The 18,532-nt window shown below is 39.0% G+C and carries 17 protein-coding genes and 1 pseudogene; 1 reads left to right on the forward strand and 17 read right to left on the reverse strand.

Annotated elements, in window-relative coordinates; translation table 11 throughout:
- Positions 1 to 4: 4 nt before the first annotated feature.
- From ACXX53_RS00610 to ACXX53_RS00650, 9 genes and pseudogenes are all read right to left on the reverse strand, one after another.
- Positions 5 to 433 carry a VOC family protein gene (locus ACXX53_RS00610; protein WP_458566670.1) on the reverse strand — a complete coding sequence of 143 codons (429 nt, stop codon included), beginning with the start codon at positions 431 to 433 and terminating at the stop codon, positions 5 to 7.
- Positions 434 to 534: 101 nt separating this feature from the next.
- Positions 535 to 906, reverse strand: a complete 372-nt coding sequence (locus ACXX53_RS00615; RefSeq protein WP_458566671.1) for a VOC family protein — start codon at positions 904 to 906, stop codon at positions 535 to 537.
- Between the two features lie 237 nt (positions 907 to 1,143).
- Complete coding sequence (locus ACXX53_RS00620; protein WP_458566672.1) at positions 1,144 to 1,935, reverse strand: helix-turn-helix domain-containing protein; 792 nt, start codon at positions 1,933 to 1,935, stop codon at positions 1,144 to 1,146.
- Between the two features lie 311 nt (positions 1,936 to 2,246).
- Entirely contained in the window at positions 2,247 to 2,729 is a 483-nt protein-coding gene (locus tag ACXX53_RS00625; RefSeq protein ID WP_458566673.1) for an NUDIX hydrolase, read from the reverse strand.
- A gap of 126 nt (positions 2,730 to 2,855) precedes the next feature.
- Positions 2,856 to 3,278 (reverse strand): HIT family protein, encoded by a 423-nt coding sequence (locus ACXX53_RS00630; RefSeq protein ID WP_458566674.1) that lies wholly within the window; start codon positions 3,276 to 3,278, stop codon positions 2,856 to 2,858.
- A gap of 104 nt (positions 3,279 to 3,382) precedes the next feature.
- Positions 3,383 to 3,880 (reverse strand): annotated as a pseudogene (locus ACXX53_RS00635) (histidine phosphatase family protein); the annotation flags it as partial.
- A 58-nt stretch (positions 3,881 to 3,938) separates the two neighbouring features.
- Positions 3,939 to 4,295 (reverse strand): kanamycin nucleotidyltransferase C-terminal domain-containing protein, encoded by a 357-nt coding sequence (locus tag ACXX53_RS00640; RefSeq protein WP_458567640.1) that lies wholly within the window; start codon positions 4,293 to 4,295, stop codon positions 3,939 to 3,941.
- Positions 4,296 to 4,298: 3 nt separating this feature from the next.
- Positions 4,299 to 4,700 carry a hypothetical protein gene (locus ACXX53_RS00645; RefSeq protein WP_458566675.1) on the reverse strand — a complete coding sequence of 134 codons (402 nt, stop codon included), beginning with the start codon at positions 4,698 to 4,700 and terminating at the stop codon, positions 4,299 to 4,301.
- Positions 4,701 to 4,834: 134 nt separating this feature from the next.
- On the reverse strand, positions 4,835 to 5,326 hold the full coding sequence (locus ACXX53_RS00650) for a MarR family winged helix-turn-helix transcriptional regulator (protein WP_458566676.1): 492 nt from the start codon (positions 5,324 to 5,326) through the stop codon (positions 4,835 to 4,837).
- Between the two features lie 188 nt (positions 5,327 to 5,514).
- Here ACXX53_RS00650 and ACXX53_RS00655 point away from each other — a divergent pair, with 188 nt between their 5' ends.
- Positions 5,515 to 7,185, forward strand: coding sequence for an alpha-keto acid decarboxylase family protein (locus ACXX53_RS00655; protein ID WP_458566677.1), 1,671 nt, complete (start codon positions 5,515 to 5,517; stop codon positions 7,183 to 7,185).
- Between the two features lie 161 nt (positions 7,186 to 7,346).
- Here ACXX53_RS00655 and ACXX53_RS00660 read toward each other — a convergent pair whose 3' ends face one another.
- From ACXX53_RS00660 to ACXX53_RS00695, 8 genes are all read right to left on the reverse strand, one after another.
- Positions 7,347 to 9,050, reverse strand: a complete 1,704-nt coding sequence (locus ACXX53_RS00660) for a glycoside hydrolase family 3 protein (protein ID WP_458566678.1) — start codon at positions 9,048 to 9,050, stop codon at positions 7,347 to 7,349.
- Positions 9,051 to 9,070: 20 nt separating this feature from the next.
- Entirely contained in the window at positions 9,071 to 9,718 is a 648-nt protein-coding gene (pgmB, locus tag ACXX53_RS00665) for a beta-phosphoglucomutase (protein ID WP_458566679.1), read from the reverse strand.
- A 44-nt stretch (positions 9,719 to 9,762) separates the two neighbouring features.
- On the reverse strand, positions 9,763 to 11,055 hold the full coding sequence (locus tag ACXX53_RS00670) for an MFS transporter (protein WP_458566680.1): 1,293 nt from the start codon (positions 11,053 to 11,055) through the stop codon (positions 9,763 to 9,765).
- A gap of 92 nt (positions 11,056 to 11,147) precedes the next feature.
- The gene (locus tag ACXX53_RS00675; protein ID WP_458566681.1) at positions 11,148 to 12,707 is read right to left on the reverse strand and encodes a carboxylesterase/lipase family protein; all 1,560 of its coding nucleotides are present in this window, start codon (positions 12,705 to 12,707) and stop codon (positions 11,148 to 11,150) included.
- Between the two features lie 69 nt (positions 12,708 to 12,776).
- Positions 12,777 to 14,120, reverse strand: a complete 1,344-nt coding sequence (locus tag ACXX53_RS00680) for a histidine phosphatase family protein (RefSeq protein ID WP_458566682.1) — start codon at positions 14,118 to 14,120, stop codon at positions 12,777 to 12,779.
- Positions 14,121 to 14,360: 240 nt separating this feature from the next.
- Positions 14,361 to 16,889 carry a GH39 family glycosyl hydrolase gene (locus ACXX53_RS00685; RefSeq protein ID WP_458566683.1) on the reverse strand — a complete coding sequence of 843 codons (2,529 nt, stop codon included), beginning with the start codon at positions 16,887 to 16,889 and terminating at the stop codon, positions 14,361 to 14,363.
- Positions 16,890 to 16,917: 28 nt separating this feature from the next.
- On the reverse strand, positions 16,918 to 17,859 hold the full coding sequence (locus ACXX53_RS00690) for a helix-turn-helix domain-containing protein (RefSeq protein ID WP_458566684.1): 942 nt from the start codon (positions 17,857 to 17,859) through the stop codon (positions 16,918 to 16,920).
- A gap of 146 nt (positions 17,860 to 18,005) precedes the next feature.
- On the reverse strand, positions 18,006 to 18,527 hold the full coding sequence (locus ACXX53_RS00695; protein ID WP_458566685.1) for an LURP-one-related/scramblase family protein: 522 nt from the start codon (positions 18,525 to 18,527) through the stop codon (positions 18,006 to 18,008).
- Between the last annotated feature and the right edge of the window lie 5 nt (positions 18,528 to 18,532).

The following is an 18,532-nucleotide window of genomic DNA, read 5'->3' on the forward strand; positions in this document are numbered from 1 at the left end:
AAAATTATGTCTTCGGTTGATGATTGAGTTTAAGGAGATTACCGTCAGGATCCCATACATTAAATACAGTTCCGCACCCTCCACGGTCGATAATTTCCCCAACCCTCACTCCATTGGCTTGAAGTCTATTTCTAACATTCTCAGCAGATTCATCGATCTCTAAAATTATAAAAGGCTTTGGCTCTCCTCGAAGACTAAAACTGAGCCGCTCACTTCCGTCGGTTTTATGCAACATGATCTTTATACCGCTTGCCGGAGAAATAAAGAATTCCGTTTCGATATCCCAAATGGACGGAGGGTTTTTCACCAAATCTATGTAAAAGCCAAGCTGTCCAACATAAAACTCGATTGCTCGTCGCGTGTCAGCAACGGGGATCTCAACTACCATCATGCTTTTAATTCGTGCATTCTCTCGTGCAGATGGGATAGCCAAATGGTTAACTTAATCCGACAGAAATGATCACCCCAGTCAAATGATTTTTTGAACTCTTCTGCCCATTACTCCAATGAAAAAGCAGCAACCGCGGCGGTCTGTTATATAGCAATTACATTGATGATATTTCCATCTAAATCCCAGAAATCAAACAGTTTCATTTCTTTAAAATCGGAATCAGAATCAACATCCGTTACTTTAACGCCATTTTCTTTCAATGTCTGATGTAACCTTTGTATGTCTTTAGTAGCAAAGTTAAACGGCACATAGTCAACGTTCGGAGTGTGGTTTTCAACTTGAACAAGATGAAATCCGCAATTAGAAGCAACCGCGAGACCCGCCATTCGCTCATTTTTCCAACGCAATTTAAACCCAAACAATTCTTGATACCATGTTAAAGATGATTTGAGGTTCTTGACAGGTAAGAACACTGCGTCAATTCTTTCAACTTGTTGTTCAACTACTTCAGTCATTCTGTTGTCACCACCAAATTGGATTATTAGGTAATTAATTCCTAATATTAATATACCGCACATTTGTTCGCTTTGTAAATAATCGATCTTCAGTTCTTGTTCTCCTTTAGTGGAGTGAATAAATTCAACAATAAAAAAAGGGACCCACTGCTTTATACACTCAGTGAGTCGTTCTGCCCGTCTAGTCTAAGTTACTTAGTTAGTGATTTCTCCTGCCTGTTAGCTCAATACAAGGTTTTAACGTTTACTATCATGGATCTGATCATAGGCAGCGATCATTTGTTCCACTGGAACCCCGTTAATCGTTAACCCATCGATTACACATTTTTCGATGCGAGCTCCCGACAGATTGCTGTTCGTAATTACGCTATCATGGAAATCAACATCCTCTATATGTATAGGCTCATATTCCTCCGGCTGAAGCAACCAACTATCTCTTAGCGCGGAACCACTTATTTGTAACCCTGACAGATTACAATTGATTAACTCGACATTGGCCAGGTCACACCTGTCAAAGGTGCTTTTCTTGAAATCATTCTCAGCGAAACGAATAGGCGTAGTGTGTCCACCCAGATCATGAATAACAGCGCCATTCATTTGACTAAACCCGAGCGATAGTCCATCAAGATCAAGATGTCTTAAAGATAGATTAGCCATACCGCCATGGTGAATTCGCATTCCGTTTAATCGGCTATCAAATATCTCGGCGCCATCCATAACGACATCGCGCATAACGATGCCCCGGAGATTGGAACATTCGATCTTCGATTCAGCAAAATCTACCCTTGTCATTGTCTTGCTATCTTTCGAATCAGAGCCAACACCGCTGAAAAGTAAAGAATCAATTGTACAATTGAACAACTTAGAAATCTTCGGTAATAAGGTGATGTCTGGAGTGGCTAGTCCGGTCTCCCATTTGGATACAGCTTGACTGGTCACACCTAGAAGATCTCCTAACTCCTGCTGGGTCATATGTCGTTCCGATCGAAGTATCTTTATACTTTCGTGAAACTTAATCTCTTCTACCATGTGGATTGCACCACCTCATATGTGATGGTTGTATCATTACATACGGTACCCAATTGACACAATGTAAGTAAAGTTGATAGGTATACAACCGTTGGTTGTATCGCGTACATATATTTCGCGGCTACGAGATACCTATGATTGAAGTAATCTGCCCGATACTTTAGCAAATGAAAAGGAGCTATCACGTTGCTAGCTCCTTAACACTATCATGTCTCGTGAATCTATATAATTATCCTTCGACTAATTGATAAAATCTAATGTCTCCTTTTTCTGTTTCAGCTATCAGTATGTCAATATTCTGCGGGAATGGCTTAATAATCACCATTACCATCCAACCTATGTAACAACATATAATTAGGGTTTGCTTCCCAGGCTTCAAATGGCACAAAATATTTTGCATTCATTGCATCTAATAATCTAGATCTTTGTTGCGGTCTCGTTATGTACTCCCCAATGTTAGATTCATCAATTTTTATATATTTAGCTTCAAGTACTTCATCTTCTTGTATTTTTATTTCTCCGCTAATGAACTGGGCTCTAAAGCACACTGACAAAACTTGTTTTGTTGTATTCATATAGACACCTGTTATACCAATTGGCTTAATAACGATGCCCGTCTCTTCAAGGAACTCTCTGCAAATTGCTTGATCAAGGGGTTCCCCCAATTCAACATTACCACCTGGCATTTCCCAAGTATCTGATCGCCAATGTGTTCTTATTAAAAGAGCCTCATCTTTTTCATTAGTAATTAAAGCAGAGACTGATATACAGTGTTTCGGTAATTGATATATCAAAACAACGCCCTCCTTCGTATTACCAATATACGTTCTCGCCAAATTGTAAATCCCGCGTCATTAACCTGCCCAATAGTTGAACAGGCTGCACATCGGCAGTCTCCGTTTTGAAGCACTCGTTTTCCGTTAGTTCAATAGTTCATTCAAAACCTTAATAATTTTTTCCTTAGTTTGTGGTAATCGGTTTTCAGCACCATCTGGATGTAACGATTCACCCCAGGTAAATCCATCACCTTCGTATCTTGGAATGAGATGCATGTGATAATGTGTCAAATCGTTGAATTTCCCACCGTCTTGACTCACTCTAATACCATCTGGTTTATATAAGCATTTTAAGACAGTTGAAATCATTTTAGAGGCGTCCATGATACTATAAGCAGTTTCTTGGTCGATTTCATCTACATCCATGTAGTGTTTTTTAGGAAGTATTAGCGTGTGCCCTTCATTAAATGGAGCAATATCAAGTACACAAGTAATAAGTTTGTTCTCAAATATAATATTCAGATTAGGTTCAATTCCATTTGCAATCCTACATCCTAAGCATTCCATAAAATAGTGCCCCCCTTCTTTAAAAGAAGATTTTGTTGTTATTTACGTATGATTATTCGACTACTCTAACAAATTATCGTTCCTCGTTAGTTGAATTGTTTTGTTTACTTCAATTCATCTAGATGAGAGAAATCGTTAAGGAAATGTACTATACGTTCCGTTGCAGTTATTTCAATAAGATGAATTGCAGTATCACCACTTTTAAGCCAAAATTCCTTCTCAACGGGCATCCTAAAAAATGATCGAAGTAGACAATTTATCACTCCGCCGTGTGCGACGATAGCAATCCTTTCATATTTTGAGGATGTATTTATTTTCGAAAAAATGCTTTCTATCCTCATACGAAATTCGATTGCAGATTCCCCATTTTCAACTCGTTCGTGCAGTTCTTTGGGAATGGGATATTTTTTTGCCTCTTCAAAGGATAAACCTGCCAATATACCCTTATTATGCTCCATTAAGTCATCTTAAAATTGGATGTCACACCCAATCGTTTCAGCAAGTATAGATGCAGTTTCTTTTGCCCTTTTTAAGGTACTTCCCCAAATAAAATCGGGAGGAAATTGTGTTTTAACTTTTTCAGCCATCAATCTTACTTGTTTCCATAGTGGACACACGTCCCGTCACTTCAATGCTTTAGGTACCCTTTATAATAGACTGTCACAGTTCTAAAACATCGCTTCGGTATTCAATTCCTAAATCTTTAAGCAATTTATTCAAGCCAAACCACAAGTTTTCACAAAGTAGATAGAGCTCTTCCTTTTCAGATAGCTCACCACTTATTACTTTTTTAGCTAACTCAACATATCCTTTTGGCTTAATTGGTTTTTCTATGGATTCTTCCAGAGTCACGGCTCTACTGGTGTAATATTGTTTATTCAACAATCCAATCAGTTTAGCATTTTGCCACGTGAAATCAAAAACAGCACGAGGCAGATAAGAGAGGTTGTTGGAAACTCGGAGATTTCGAATCTTGCCCATAGTTTCGTAAGGCTCCCAAATCACAAATTCTGCTATTACTTATCTAAATGCTTCTTCAGGTACCGAGAGTGCAATTTCTCTCGCTTTATTAAATATACCTTCTGGATCATGCAAGGAGGTAATATGTATGAAGCTACCCACTTTAATCGCCCATCCATCGTCCACCGCACTTGCTTGATCTAACCATTCTGATTTCTGCTTTGTTGAAATCTCTAATTTAAACGGATGATAAATTAATTCACGGCTAGGTATATTCGCTCCATCTCTACTAATTACGTGCATTTCTATATCTGAATAAGGACCTTCTTTTTCTTGAGCAACTGAACCATAGATACCGATTGCCTCAATGTCTTCTTCGTATTTATCTAATAACTTGTTCTTTATCTCATTAATAAAATCCAATTTCTCAATTCGACTAGTTTCAGCTGGAAAAGGTAGCATGTAAGTCCTCCTCTTTATTGCCATTTTATTGTCCCGTCGATTAACATAGCCACTATTTTAAACTCACCATTAATTCGACTCTTTGCTTTACCACTATTTGTGATACGGTTCACCGTAACATCTAAAGAGCCAAATTAAATGATTTCAGTTGGTATATTTTCTTTATTTGTCTTCTGGTTCCAAACATCATAACCTGAACGTTTTACTGATAATTGTTCCATAATTTCAATCCATGACTTTTCATGATCAGCATCGAATTGTGAAAAGATTGATGATAGATGCTCGCGTTGGCTATTGCTAAGTTCTTTTTCTAACTTCTCTCCTTCATCTGTTAAAAAAAGCTGTTTGACTCGGCGATCATGCTCCGCCTCTTCACTAAACATTAAATTTTTCTCAATTAATATGCGCATCGGTCCATGCAGCGCTTGTTTGCTTATTTCTAATAACTCTAACAGTTCGTTTACACTAAGACCTGGAAATCTGGAGACAAAAAATAAAATACGATGATGCACACGCTGGATTCCGTACTTTTTAATAATTAGATCTGGTTCTTCGGTAAATGTTTTATAAGCAAAATAAAAAAGTGCTAGTACCTCATTCATACGCTTTTCTTTCTCTAGATCCATAATAATCCTCCCGCTTTCTTACCTTTTAACACAAAACACATTGGAACCTCATTTCATGCCATTCCCTTTACATTAATATACTACATTCCTTTCTCTTTAAAAAAGGGTCAATGTAATTGACCTAAACTAATTACTCTGTTATACTGCAATTAAGTCAACAATATTGACATATTTTTGAGGTGATAAAAATGAAGAATGTATATACAGTTGGAAAGTATTTATTAGACCGTTTATCAGAACTAGGTATTCATCATATCTTTGGCGTGCCTGGAGACTATAATTTATCTTTTTTAGATGACGTAATTGAATATGAAGGAATAGATTGGGTTGGCAATTGTAATGAATTAAACGCCGCTTATGCAGCCGACGGCTATGCGCGAGTGAATGGAATCGCTGCTTTAATTACAACATTTGGTGTTGGAGAATTAAGTGCGATCAATGGAATTGCAGGATCTTATGCTGAACATGTGCCGGTTGTTAAAATTACAGGTCTTCCAACAACAAAAGTTATGAACGATGGGTTATATGTGCATCACACACTTGGTGACGGTAGGTTTGATCATTTTTCTAACATGTTTAAAGAAGTAACGGTTGCTCAAACACTGTTAACACAAGAAAATGCAGCACAAGAAATTGACCGTGTCCTTCTTTCATGCTGGAGGGATAAACGACCTGTTCATATAAATTTACCTATTGATGTGTACAATAAACCGATCAACAAACCATCCAAACGATTACTTGATGATATGGTTTCAAGTAACCAAGATGCTCTACATCAGCTTCTTACAGAAATAACACCTATCATAAATCAAGCGAAAAGCCCTGTTATTTTGGCAGACTATGAAGTATATCGCTATCAAGCACAAGAAGTGCTTCAGCATTTCGCTGAAAAAACTGGGTTCCCTGTTGCTACATTAAGTATGGGAAAAGGTGTTTTCAATGAAGAACATCCGCAGTTTATTGGTGTTTATAACGGTGATTTAAGTTCTCCTTATATACAACAGCGCATCGATCAAGCAGACTGCATCATTAGCATCGGTGTAAAGTTAACGGATTCAATTACAGGCGGCTTTTCTCATGGATTTTCAGAAGAAAACGTTATTCACATTCATCCTTTTTCAGTAATAGCAAAAAACAAAAAATATGCACCTGTTACAATGAATGAAGCGTTATTATCATTAAGCAATGAAATTGAACAAAGAAATTTTGAGGATTTAAACATAATTTCTGCTAATTCCCAAACAACTAAGGATCAGTATGTTGTAAAAGAGGGCATGATTACGCAAAAATGTTTTTTTGAACGAATTTCTCATTTTTTAAAAGAAAAAGATGTATTATTAGCAGAACAAGGCACATCCTTTTTTGGAGCAACGATGATGCCTCTGACAAAAGATACAACTTTTATCGGTCAGCCTTTATGGGGATCTATTGGATTCACACTTCCTGCTTTATTAGGAACACAGCTGGCTGATCAAAGCCGACGCAACATTCTATTAATTGGAGATGGTTCATTTCAACTTACAGCACAAGAAATTTCAACCATGCTTCGTCAGCAGATCAAACCCATTATTTTTTTAATCAACAATGACGGCTACACGGTCGAACGCGCCATTCACGGCGAGGACCAAGTATATAATGATATTCAAATGTGGGACTATCACAAAATTCCTGATGTACTAGGTCCTAAAGAACGCAGCCTAACTTTTAAAGTACAAACAGAACCGGAACTTGAAGAAGCATTAGAAGCAGCAGAACGTGACCGTGATCATTTGATTTTTATTGAAGTTGTCATGGACCGCGATGACAAGCCTGAATTGCTCAAACATCTTTCAAAACGATTTGCGACTCAAAACACTTAATCCTTTCACCGCAGCACATCTAAATGAGGTTTAAATAAACAAATAAGGCTTCCTTAATAAAGGAAAGCCTTATTTGTTTTCTATTCTATTAGACTCCTTGGGGAACTTCTCTATATCTTTCTCCATTAGCAATTAAAAAAAGTTAATGAATGCAATAATTATTATAACCGAGTATCCCACATACCGCAAAAGGCATCTACCGGACTTGTGCCCTTAAACTCTGATCTACCCATCAATTTATCAACTAACGCATGTAATACATGATCATTTGAGCTATAGGTATTAATAAATGTCCTAACTCTTGGCACATCTAAAAGATGATAAGGGTTTTCTACAGAAATAAAAATAGTTGGAACAGCTGACATATAAACAGGAACATTAGCACCCATAGGTTGAGCCCATTCTATACGTACTGTGGTTTGATTGCTTTTTGTTGCCATGTTCGCTAAATATATGATCAGGTCATATTTCTCAGTAATGTCTTTGTAACTACTAGCTAAACCTTCAAAGCCTGGATTTGGTTTAAATACGTCTATGTCGAAGCCTTCCTCCACTAAAAGATTCTTAACCTTTTCAGCAACTCCAGTTCTAACTGAGTACGCAATACCTTGTTGACTCTCTATATCGTAATACAATACCTTCTTATATTTTTTGGGGCTAATAGGTAAAACCCCTTCTTCCTTTTTTACTAATGTGATTGCTTTATCTGCACATTCAGCTGCCCAAGCACTATGTTCTTCAGTAGCAATCCCCTTTAATGCTTCTTCCAGCGAAGGTATTAGCTTTCCTTCCGCTTGCTTTTTATGAAGCTTTAATGCCGCTTTAAGAGCAAGTATCTTTGTTACAGCCTCGTTTAATCTTTCCTTTGTAATAATTCCTTCCTGCACGCCTCTTCTCATATATTCATAATCTTCGTCTATGTTCTTTGTAAATAGGAACATATCACAACCAGCAGCAATAGCCTGTGGTACCAACTTTTCTCTTGTCATTGGAATTACCATACCAGCCATTGATGATGCATCTGTTACCACTAGCCCATTGAAGCCTAATTGTCCTTTTAATAGCTTCGTTACTAATTCATAAGATAGTGTAGCAGGTAAGATATCCTTGTCTTCTATTTGTGGATTAAGTTTCTTAGTATATGCAGGCTGCATAATATGACCGACCATAACAGTCATAGCACCTGCTTCAATGCAAGCTTTGTAGGCAGCTCCATAGGTCTTATCCCAATCTTCACAGGACATGGAATTTATAGATGTAACTAAATGCTGATCTCTCTCATCCATACCATCACCTGGGAAATGCTTTATTGAGGCAGCTACACCATATTCCTGAACACCCTTCACATATTGAACACCCATTCGGCGAACCCTATCTGGATCTGAACCAAGAGTACGTGTATTAGTTATCGGATTTCTGAAATTATAATCAATATCAATAATTGGTGCAAAGGCCCAGTTAGCTCCAACTGCTGAACCTTCACGACCAGCAACAACACCAAGTTTGTACGCCATTCCCTCATCATCAGTAGCAGCAACCTGCATCTGAGATCCTATCATTGTTCCTTCTTGTACAATACCATTACTACCGCTTTCTAAGTTTGCTGAAATCAGCATAGGAATTTTTGAATTTTCTTGAAGAATACGTACTGTATTAATAACCTCAGCTGCTGGCATAGGTCTACACATCAACCCGCTAGGCATATACTTTGAAGCCAGATTTTTTATATTATCCTCATCATCAGAATAAGCAACTAAACAAAATAGCTGACATATTTTTTCATCCTCAGTCATGGAAGCTATTGTTTTTTCTACCCATTGGATATCCTCATCATTCAAATAAAATGGCTTTTCTCTTAAATTCATCATTTTTAACCTTCCTTTTATTAGTCCTTTAGTAATTCATCTATTGATATTATAGATAAATCCTTTATTCTATATTTTGCATTTACACAGTTCGCTGCAAATCCTACTCCTACAGCTTTCATACCTCCAGCATTTGCTGCCTCAATGCCAGCATCAGCATCTTCAATGACAACGCATTCAAAAGCATCCATTCCTAATTTTGCTGCTGCTAACAGAAAAACCTCAGGATGTGGTTTGCTGTATGTTATTTCATTTCCATCTGCTACGGCATCAAAATAGCCATCAAGTTTGATTCTTTCCAGTATAAAGGTCGTATTTTTACTAGAAGATCCAATAGCTATCTTTACACCTAATTCCTTCAATGCTTTTAACACATTCATGACGCCAGGCAGAATATCCGTTTCTGACAATGTATTAAGCAGATTTCTGTAATAAGTGTTTTTCCTTGCAGCCAGATCCTCTTTTTCTTGTAAAGTATAAAGCGTTTCTGACCTTTCCAAAATAATCTCCAGGCTCTCCATTCTGCTCACTCCACGGAGCCGTTCATTTATTTTTTTATCAAAATATATTCCTTCGTCCTCGGCCATTTTTCTCCAAGCTTCATAATGAAACTCATCAGTTGAAACAATGACCCCATCTAAATCAAAAATTACTGCTCTCTTACTCATATTTTCTCCAATTTTCCCGATAATTTATTGTGTGTTACATTGTGTTACATAGAAGCTCCCTGCATATCGGTTAACTTATTTGTTTCCAATTCTCTTTCATACTTCAGCTTTTGACCTATTTCCGGTATAGGCATAATTGTGAACATACCTATAATAGGCATAAGCGCAAGGAATATGAAAAAGAAGTTCCAGCCTCCTATTGCAAGAAGCAGTGGTCCTATTGCAGGTACTATGGATTGTGGCAAAGTATTGGCAACGTTCATGAGCCCAAAGTCTTTAGCAGTATCCTCTTTATTAGGCAGCACGCGGGCAACCATAGCCGTATCAACAGCCATAAAGCAACCTCCGCCTATAGCACACACAATAGCAGCTAAATAAAAGGCATTAACATTTGGTATAAGGTACAATAAAATACCAATTGCTAGAATTACACTAGAAATATAAAGGAATATTTTTTGTTTTCTGACTTTGTCTGATAAAACACCACCTAAAAGGCTGGCAATAACAGTGAAAATATTACCGAAAATCATGATATTAGCATAAGTTGATGTAATTTGTGCCGAATCCATATGCATACGAGCACCTAGCATTATTGTTAAATAGAACATGCTGCAATATCCAAGCATAAGTAGGAACTTTGAAAATAAAGCCCATGAAAACTCAGGGAATTTTTTTGGATTTGGATAAATCTTTGTTATTTTTTCAACGAAGGATCCAGTATTATTGTTATTCTTTTTAACGAATTCTACCTTGCCTTCTTTTATCAAGAACAAGCTGATGACCGGTCCAATAATACCAATAGCAGCAAACGTTGTGAACTTAACGAAATCAGTTGTATTGTTCATGATTTGAATCATTACCATTCCTAAAGTCAAGAACATAGGCAATAAGATACCGAATATACCAGACATGGTACCTCTTTTGGATTCTTCTACTTGATCAGGAATTAAAGCCGTATAAGCTGCCCAGCTGAAATTAAAGAAAAACTGTGCTGCTGACCATCCTATCACGACTCCTAAAACCGTTTTCGCGAAATAAATATACATGATGCATAATGAACCAATCAGTGAACCAAGCAAAATCCAAAGACGACGTCTTCCAAAAGACACGGTGCTTCGGTCACTGATGGCACCACCAATTGGATTACCGATCAAGGCAAAAATTGCACTTACGCCTGCCACCAGACCATAGGATGCGGCGTAACCATCAGGATCGATGGACATAACTTTGATTGGAATCAATAGTGCACCAGTGGTCAAGAAGCCCATGAGCATTAGCCCAAAACCAATTGAGATACCCGCAGCTAATCGCTTAAAAGGTGTTATAATTGTTCCCATAATATTTTTCCTCCTTTTGAGTTGTATAACTATTTTGCTTCTTCTTCACCTTAGCCTGGGTCTCATGTCCACCACGGTAATTTTTCTTTTTCTTAATGCTGAACGTCCTGAGCGAATAACTCTGCAAGATTGATAGGACCACATACCTCATTAAATAAATTTATCAATTCATCATCATAATTTTGAAGAACCTTGCAATCTCGGTCAAAAATCATGGTAGGTTCGTCCTCTGGTTTCACATCTGGCCACTCAGGTAGCCCTGGGTGATTTGGATTACCGGTTTGTGCAAAATGGATGACTGCTTGGAATATTTTTTCTTCCAGTTCATCTGAAATGCCATCCATATTACAGATTTCAACTTTATCTGTATTATGGAAGACAAAAGGAATATCTGAACAATGCCATGCTGCCTTTCCATGAGCAATCGGAAATTCCAGAGTGAAATTATATAAGAAAGCAGGGGCCTTTCCTCCTTCTGCCAAAAGTTTGGCTAGTTCTTTAGAAGGCGTACGAAAAATTCTGTCAAGAGACAATAAATCAACCGCTTTCTTTTCAGGATAAGCTTTTGCAAACAACTCCATAAGCTCCTGTGTATGCTCACCAAATTTCTTGCAAAGCATTTCTTTTTCTTGATCATCAGAAAGCTCATATTTATTAACTGTCGCTAGATTAAATGCAAACTCACCAAATACAGATCCTACCATTAAGGGAATAGTTTTTGCATGTTCGGTAAGGCCATGTATAAGAGGTTCTCCAAGATAGTACTCATTTTTTAGTGGTGCACAGCCCATATAGCCGCCCTTTTGCATAATCGCTGGAGATACTTTTCCATAGACTTTTACCAGTTCACTGTAAGGAAGTGTCTCTAAAGCTTCCACATCCTTTTCTGTAAGTCCCAATTCTTCAAGCATTGCTGTTACAATCATTCTTCCATCACCATTTGGTTGAGGCATTAGCTTACCATCGTCAACACCACTCATAACAATTCCCTTATGGAAAAGTCCATCGGCAGCCGATATCTGCATAAGACCAGTAACTTTCATACCACCACCAGACTGTCCAAACAACGTAACATTTTCAGGGTCTCCGCCAAATTGAGCTATATTTTCGTGAACCCATTTCAAAGCTGCTACAAGATCTGCATGACCAGCATTTGCTGAATTTTTATATTTCTCTCCAAAAGGTGAAAGATCCATATATCCAAGGATGTTTAAACGGTGATTCACACTCACTACTACTACATCACCAAGTTGACTCATATTAAAACCGTCATATGCTACCTGTTCAATGGATGATCCAGCAGTGAAGCCACCGCCGTGGAGCCATACCAAAACTGGTTTTTTAGCATCTTTATCAAGAACTTTCGTCCAGATATTAAGATTCTGGCAATTTTCATCCATAGGCCAGTAACGGTGTGGCACCATCAGTTCTCCGCTTGGACGTTCCTGTTGCATCAAAGGACACACATATCCATATGATGTTGCATCTTTGATACCTTCCCATGGAGTTACTTCCTCTGGCATTTGAAACCTTTTTGCCTGTGCATAGGGAATTCCTTTAAAAATATGAATTCCATCATAAAAATAACCTTTTAATTGACCTGCTTTCGTCTGAATAACAGGTACTTCATCAAATACAAATTTTTTTGCCATCTTTTTTTCCTCCAATATTATGATCGTCGAAGTTATGGCGAACTGCGCAGGTGCGGTCAAAGATCGAACTTATTTCTTCGCGGCTAGGGCAGCACCCTTTTCCACATAGCTGGTGTCGCCGACTTTTCCTACCGTAAACTTGCCGTTCTCCCATTCTACGATTGTCACGCTGGAATTCGGCAAGCCGCCTTTACTCATATCCCAAGCTTTAGGGTCAAGCCCCATGACAAAATCCATAATGGTGATGCCGTGGGAAACGATCAGGATATTCTTGTTCGATCCGCTGTTATCGGCAATGATCTGGTCTACTGCTGCTTTCGTCCGTGCAAAAAGCTGATCCATGTTTTCTCCGTTCACCGGAGTAAAATCGAATTTCTGGAATGAAGCAACGTTCTTATCCTTTAACATATCTGCTTGATAAGCGCCTTCCATGTCACCGAAGTTCAATTCTCTCAAGCGCTTATCCGTTTTCAGCATCATGTTTCGGCCTTCCAGAATGATATCGGCCGTATCTTCCGCACGCCCGCTCGAGCTGCTGTATGCTGTGCTGAACGGAATGTCATGCAAGCCTCGTGCCAAGTTCTCAGCAACCTTGATGCCTTCTTCCGTTAGCGGAGCATCCGAGAGTCCCTGCATCCGTTTTTGCACATTAAACAGCGTTTCGCCGTGACGAACGAAGTAGAACGTGAGCTTGTTGCGGCCGTTTTCCGCATAGCTTTGATCGCCGACTTTTTGCACCGTATATTTGCCATCTTTCCACTGAATCGTCGTTACGCTCGAATTCGGCAAGCCGCCCTTGCTCATATCCCATGCTTTTGGGTCGATACCCATAACTAAATCGAGAATGGTGATGCCATGAGAAACGACAAGCACATTACCGCCTTTTGTTTTGTTTTCTTCAACAATTTGATCCAGCGATGCTTTAGCCCGCTCAAACACGCCTTGCATATTCTCCCCGTGCACCGAAGTGAAATCGAATTTCTGGAACGAGGCGAAATTCGGATCCTTAACGATATCTGCTTGATAAGAACCTTCAATATCCCCGAAATTTATTTCTCTCAAACGTTTATCTTTGATCAGATTGAGATTACGGCCTTCTAGAACGGCATTGGCCGTGTCGATTGCCCGTTCACTCGTACTGCTGTATGCGGCAACGAACGGAATGTTCTTCAAGCCTCTGCCCAGGTTCTCAGCGACCTTAATTCCTTCTTCAGTGAGCGGAGCATCCGAAAACCCTTGCATGCGTTGTTGTACGTTAAACAGCGTCTCGCCGTGACGTACCAAATAGATCGTGAGCGTCTTACCGTCATCTTTGTTATTGACAGCGCTTACACCTGCTGCACTCGTACTGTTTGCGGTAATCAAGAAGATAGCCATTAAGATGGTTAACATTCCTGAAATTTTCTTCTTCAATGAAATCACTCCTTCATCATATTAGTAGATCCAAAACCGCCGAATAGCTGGGTGTAAACGGCATCATCTTCAAAGATGGTCAACAACCCCTGTTTTTATTGAAATCGCTTACATATATATTATAAAATAAACCGTCCCTCATTAGAGAGACGGTAAATTACAGTCTTTTGGGTCTATTTTTAACGTATTTTTGTAATCGCTTTAAATACTGATTGGTAATCACAATAAAAATTGACTCATTTATTCGTACACAAGTAACAACTCGATAAGCTCAACCCCATGCGGCTCTAATGTAGAGACAAAGGTTCTGCCACCCTCAATATCCAGAAACTGAACATGCCTCCGAGGGTGAGAGTTTTCTTTAAGATAATCAACATCCTCTTTTGTTAACGAATCTGGCGCCCCCATCTCCACCCATTTATCGTAGCTGCTGCCGTGCTGGCGGCTGATGGTGTGAGTGATCACTTTATACTTTCCATTCGGAAGATCTTTCAACTCCAATGTAAACTTCAGCGTCTTCTCATCTTTAAATCCGTTATAACGGCTTCTCTCATTAATGAAGGACGTATCTCCTAGTGCATACAGATCATCAAAATGACAATAATTGTACATCAATATTTGATATGCCCCTTCTCCTGCTGTCACTATATATCCATCCCCCTGAGTAATCAACCGATTCCCCAGCTTCGCGAGAAGGTGGTAAGCATACATAGCGGATTTTGGAATACCATATTGTGCAATTAAACCCAGACCTCCGTGGAATAACTGAGCTGATGCCGCAGTTTCCTCGATATTATCGCTGAGGACCCAGTATCCAAACCCGTCGATACGATCCAGATTCTCTACAATATTTTTCACAATATAGGCAGCCTTATAAAGGGTATCATTCGTTAGTTCACGGTGGTACGCTGTCGAATTCCATTCGGTAAGATATACTTCACGACAAGAAAGATCTTGCTCGTCCATTCTCCTTAGTTCCTCATTCAACATGTCTTTGAGATAATCCGGATTCGGGGATATCCCCTGAAATTCCTCTAATAACTTCCGATATGGATCAAGCTTATAGAACTCTTCAAAATGCTTTGTTTCAATAATGTTTTCCAGATTCTCATGCGGGTAGAAATGAATCGGAATAAAGTCGGGAATACAGCTGCGTTCCTTGCAGAATTCGAAAAATTTCCGACTAAACACGCCCGAATGAAGTGTAATGATACAGCCGGGGGCACCGATATGGAGCTCAGTAGAGATGCTCTTCATTGTCTCATAGGTTCTCAAATACAAATCCATATATTCGGCATCCGATCCTGACCAGAATACTTCAAGCTCGGGTTCATTCCAAAACTCAAACTTCCAGCTCTCTACTTCTGTCTTTCCATAACGACTCATGCAGTGACGAATAAACACTTCGATAAGCTTACACCAACGATCGATGGAGCTAGGTGGACTTATATAACTGACCTTATAGAATGTCGTCTTACTCCGATCAGATGCAAGTGCCGAAGGCATGAAACCCAGCTCCACGAACGGTTTAAGTCCAATGGACAGCAGGAAGTCAAACAATTGATCTACAAACCTGAAATTATAAACAGGCTGTCCATTCTCATCTTCCTGATAGACCATCATGGCATCATCAAAAATACCGTGGAAGCGCAAGTAGCGGAAACGACAGTATTGCTGAACATACCTCAAGTGCTGCTGGACGTCAGCATGCAGACCTTCCTTGGCCTTGCCAATTGTAATTAAGTTTTTCCAAGTATGTCTAAGTGAGCTGTCTGCTACAGATAAATCTACCACGTTAGAGATGCACTCCAACGATTCCACCTGTTCCAATTCATTAGATTGGCTACGCTTCAAATAGTTATTAATGATCCCGAGTGCGCTGGACTGATTGAAAGCAAGATAATTCGATGAAGGCTTCTTCTTTTTCTCATGCAGTTCGGGTCGATACTGCCAGCGGTATTCATTAGGCGTCATATGATATCTGTTCTTGAATGCAGCATAAAACGACTTAGCGTTCGGAAATCCGTGCTTTTGAGCTAGATCAGCGATCGACATATCATCTTGATGTAGTAGATCCTCCACAGTATTCTTCAGACGAATGCTTGTAAGATACGATTGAAAGTTCATTCCGATGTTCTCACTGAAGAACTTGGATAAATAAGGAACAGATAAATATTCCCGCTCAGCAAGAGTCTGTAAAGAAACAGCCTCCTTGTAATGGTCATCTATATAAGAAATGATTCGTAGCATCCGTTCCATATATTTCTCATTCATTGCACCGCTTGCCACCGGAGCCTTGAATTTTTTTAACAGCGTAGTAAAGACAACTAGCATACGGACTTGCATTTCAAGCTCGTAGGCTTCTCCCCTTTTATACTTGAGTTGTATTATCTCTGCTAGTAGCTGACGCATATGACTCATTTCTAATCTCTTTTTCGATTCGGCTGTACCCGAGTAACAATTGAAGTTAAGGCTCTCTATACCTGCAATGTACTCTTTCAGATAAGAAACTGGGATTAGGAAGGTAGCAATAATATTCATGTCCAGACCTATAACCTCATGTACATGGCACTGATTAATGAGGAGGACATCCCCTTCCATGAGTGAATAGTTCTGGCTCCCCACAGTCACCTCCAGATGACCGCTTAGGACAAAGATGATCTCAACACTGTTGTGCCAATGACTGGGCACATAATTAACACTATTTAGCGATACGTCAAACGGAAGCGTATCATCCGTCTCTATCAACTCAAAAATGGAATTAGTCAATACCCACGCCCCCCGTAGTGTATAATAATCAATGTTCACGAGAATCTTGGTTGTCATACTCATCTTTGATGACAGGCAACAAATAATCAAGAATAACTTTCTGTCCTTTTTCTAGCGGTGTGCAATATCTGTCGTATGTGTAGACATCACACCAATAAAAGTTTTCAACATCAATTTTGTATCCTGTTTTCTCGATCGCTTCAGAACAAATCAAGTATGCACAATCAATAATATCGTTAAGGTTATCGGCTTCAATCCATACTTTAGCGACCGTTCCAGCGGATATATTTTCTGTATACATGTTCTCTGGAACAGGCGCATCAAGTTCTACACATTTACCTATGATATATTGGAAATTATCTTTTCCAGCAAATTTACTCATATGCCCAAGTCCAATATAATCATCAATATCTTTGCAAACCCATCTATCTATTTCTTGTATTCTGTCAAAAACGCCTTCCTTAAATGCTGAACCCCAGCACTCTTCTCCTGCCTTTTGAAACGAAGTCATTTTCATCATACCTACAATTTTACGAGCCCCAAATTCCACATACTCGATTTTCTTAAGCTCGGCCATAATTCGTTTTCCTCCTACAATTCTAATATTGGTAAAGGAGGTGCGAGGATAATCATTAAGCTGTACTCCAGCCTTCCTAGTACTAGAAGGTGGAACCTTGTGGTACTCTTTAAATGCTCTTGTAAAAGCAGCATGGGAATTGAAACCATATTTCATAGCTATGTCAATAATTTTTTCACTGCTATTTCTGATATCATAACCCGCCAACGTTAATCGACGTCTCCTCAAATACTCACTAATCGTGATTCCTGTAATATATACAAAAATACGCTGAAATAAGGGAGCAGGACAACCTGCAATTTTAGAAATGACACGATAATCAACTTCATCAGAGCTAGATATAATATTCTCTAGGTATTCCACTACACACTCAAAAGCTTTAAAGTTATCCATTACGCACACCTCCTATCGCATTAAAATTATAGGAAATAATTCGCCATTTCACTTTACAAGAACTGTACATTTTTTGTAAAGAAAAGCGCACTATTATATTAACAAAATGAGCAGGCTACCGCAGCCTGCTCTAGTAAGTCCCTATATTAATTCGTCGCTGATGAGGAAGCAGCTGCATGGTCAGCCTTCACACAATCAATCGCGACAACGAGCGCAATCATGATGGCCTCCATCTCCTCATTCAAGATTTGAACCTTGTAGCTATCGCCCCAAGTGAACCACTCCTTGTTCACTTCACCTATGACTACTCCATGCTGTAACACCTGAAAATCCATATCCCACCAGTTTCCAAGTACCTCAATGTCAGCCGCATCAATCGTATAGCGTGCTTTAAAGAAAGAAAACTCCTTCTCAATCGTTAATATCTCTCGACCATTTACCTCAACAAAAAACTTCGGTAAAAAACTGAACACCTTTTTCGTAATAAGTGCAACTTCATCTCCTGTTGTATTCATAATGGAGAAAGTCTTTGGGATTTGCATAAAACTGCCCTCTACGTAATAAACATCCTTCTCATCCTGATTCTTTACCGTAAATTTGCCACTTAGACTGAATACCTTCTGCTTTATGTAAAGTTGCTTCATACTACGCCTCCTGCAATATTGCATATTAT

Source organism: Paenibacillus marinisediminis, assembly GCF_054343325.1.

Excerpts from the sequence above, each read along its gene's own strand:
- ACXX53_RS00615 (WP_458566671.1), bottom strand. The coding sequence starts at position 906 with ATGACTGAAGTAGTTGAACAACAAGTTGAAAGAATTGACGCAGTGTTC.
- ACXX53_RS00620 (WP_458566672.1), bottom strand. The coding sequence starts at position 1,935 with ATGGTAGAAGAGATTAAGTTTCACGAAAGTATAAAGATACTTCGATCG.
- ACXX53_RS00630 (WP_458566674.1), bottom strand. The coding sequence starts at position 3,278 with ATGGAATGCTTAGGATGTAGGATTGCAAATGGAATTGAACCTAATCTG.
- ACXX53_RS00645 (WP_458566675.1), bottom strand. The coding sequence starts at position 4,700 with ATGCTACCTTTTCCAGCTGAAACTAGTCGAATTGAGAAATTGGATTTT.
- ACXX53_RS00650 (WP_458566676.1), bottom strand. The coding sequence starts at position 5,326 with ATGGATCTAGAGAAAGAAAAGCGTATGAATGAGGTACTAGCACTTTTT.
- ACXX53_RS00655 (WP_458566677.1), top strand. The coding sequence starts at position 5,515 with ATGAAGAATGTATATACAGTTGGAAAGTATTTATTAGACCGTTTATCA.
- ACXX53_RS00660 (WP_458566678.1), bottom strand. The coding sequence starts at position 9,050 with ATGAATTTAAGAGAAAAGCCATTTTATTTGAATGATGAGGATATCCAA.
- pgmB (WP_458566679.1), bottom strand. The coding sequence starts at position 9,718 with ATGAGTAAGAGAGCAGTAATTTTTGATTTAGATGGGGTCATTGTTTCA.
- ACXX53_RS00670 (WP_458566680.1), bottom strand. The coding sequence starts at position 11,055 with ATGGGAACAATTATAACACCTTTTAAGCGATTAGCTGCGGGTATCTCA.
- ACXX53_RS00675 (WP_458566681.1), bottom strand. The coding sequence starts at position 12,707 with ATGGCAAAAAAATTTGTATTTGATGAAGTACCTGTTATTCAGACGAAA.
- ACXX53_RS00690 (WP_458566684.1), bottom strand. The coding sequence starts at position 17,859 with ATGGATAACTTTAAAGCTTTTGAGTGTGTAGTGGAATACCTAGAGAAT.
- ACXX53_RS00695 (WP_458566685.1), bottom strand. The coding sequence starts at position 18,527 with ATGCAATATTGCAGGAGGCGTAGTATGAAGCAACTTTACATAAAGCAG.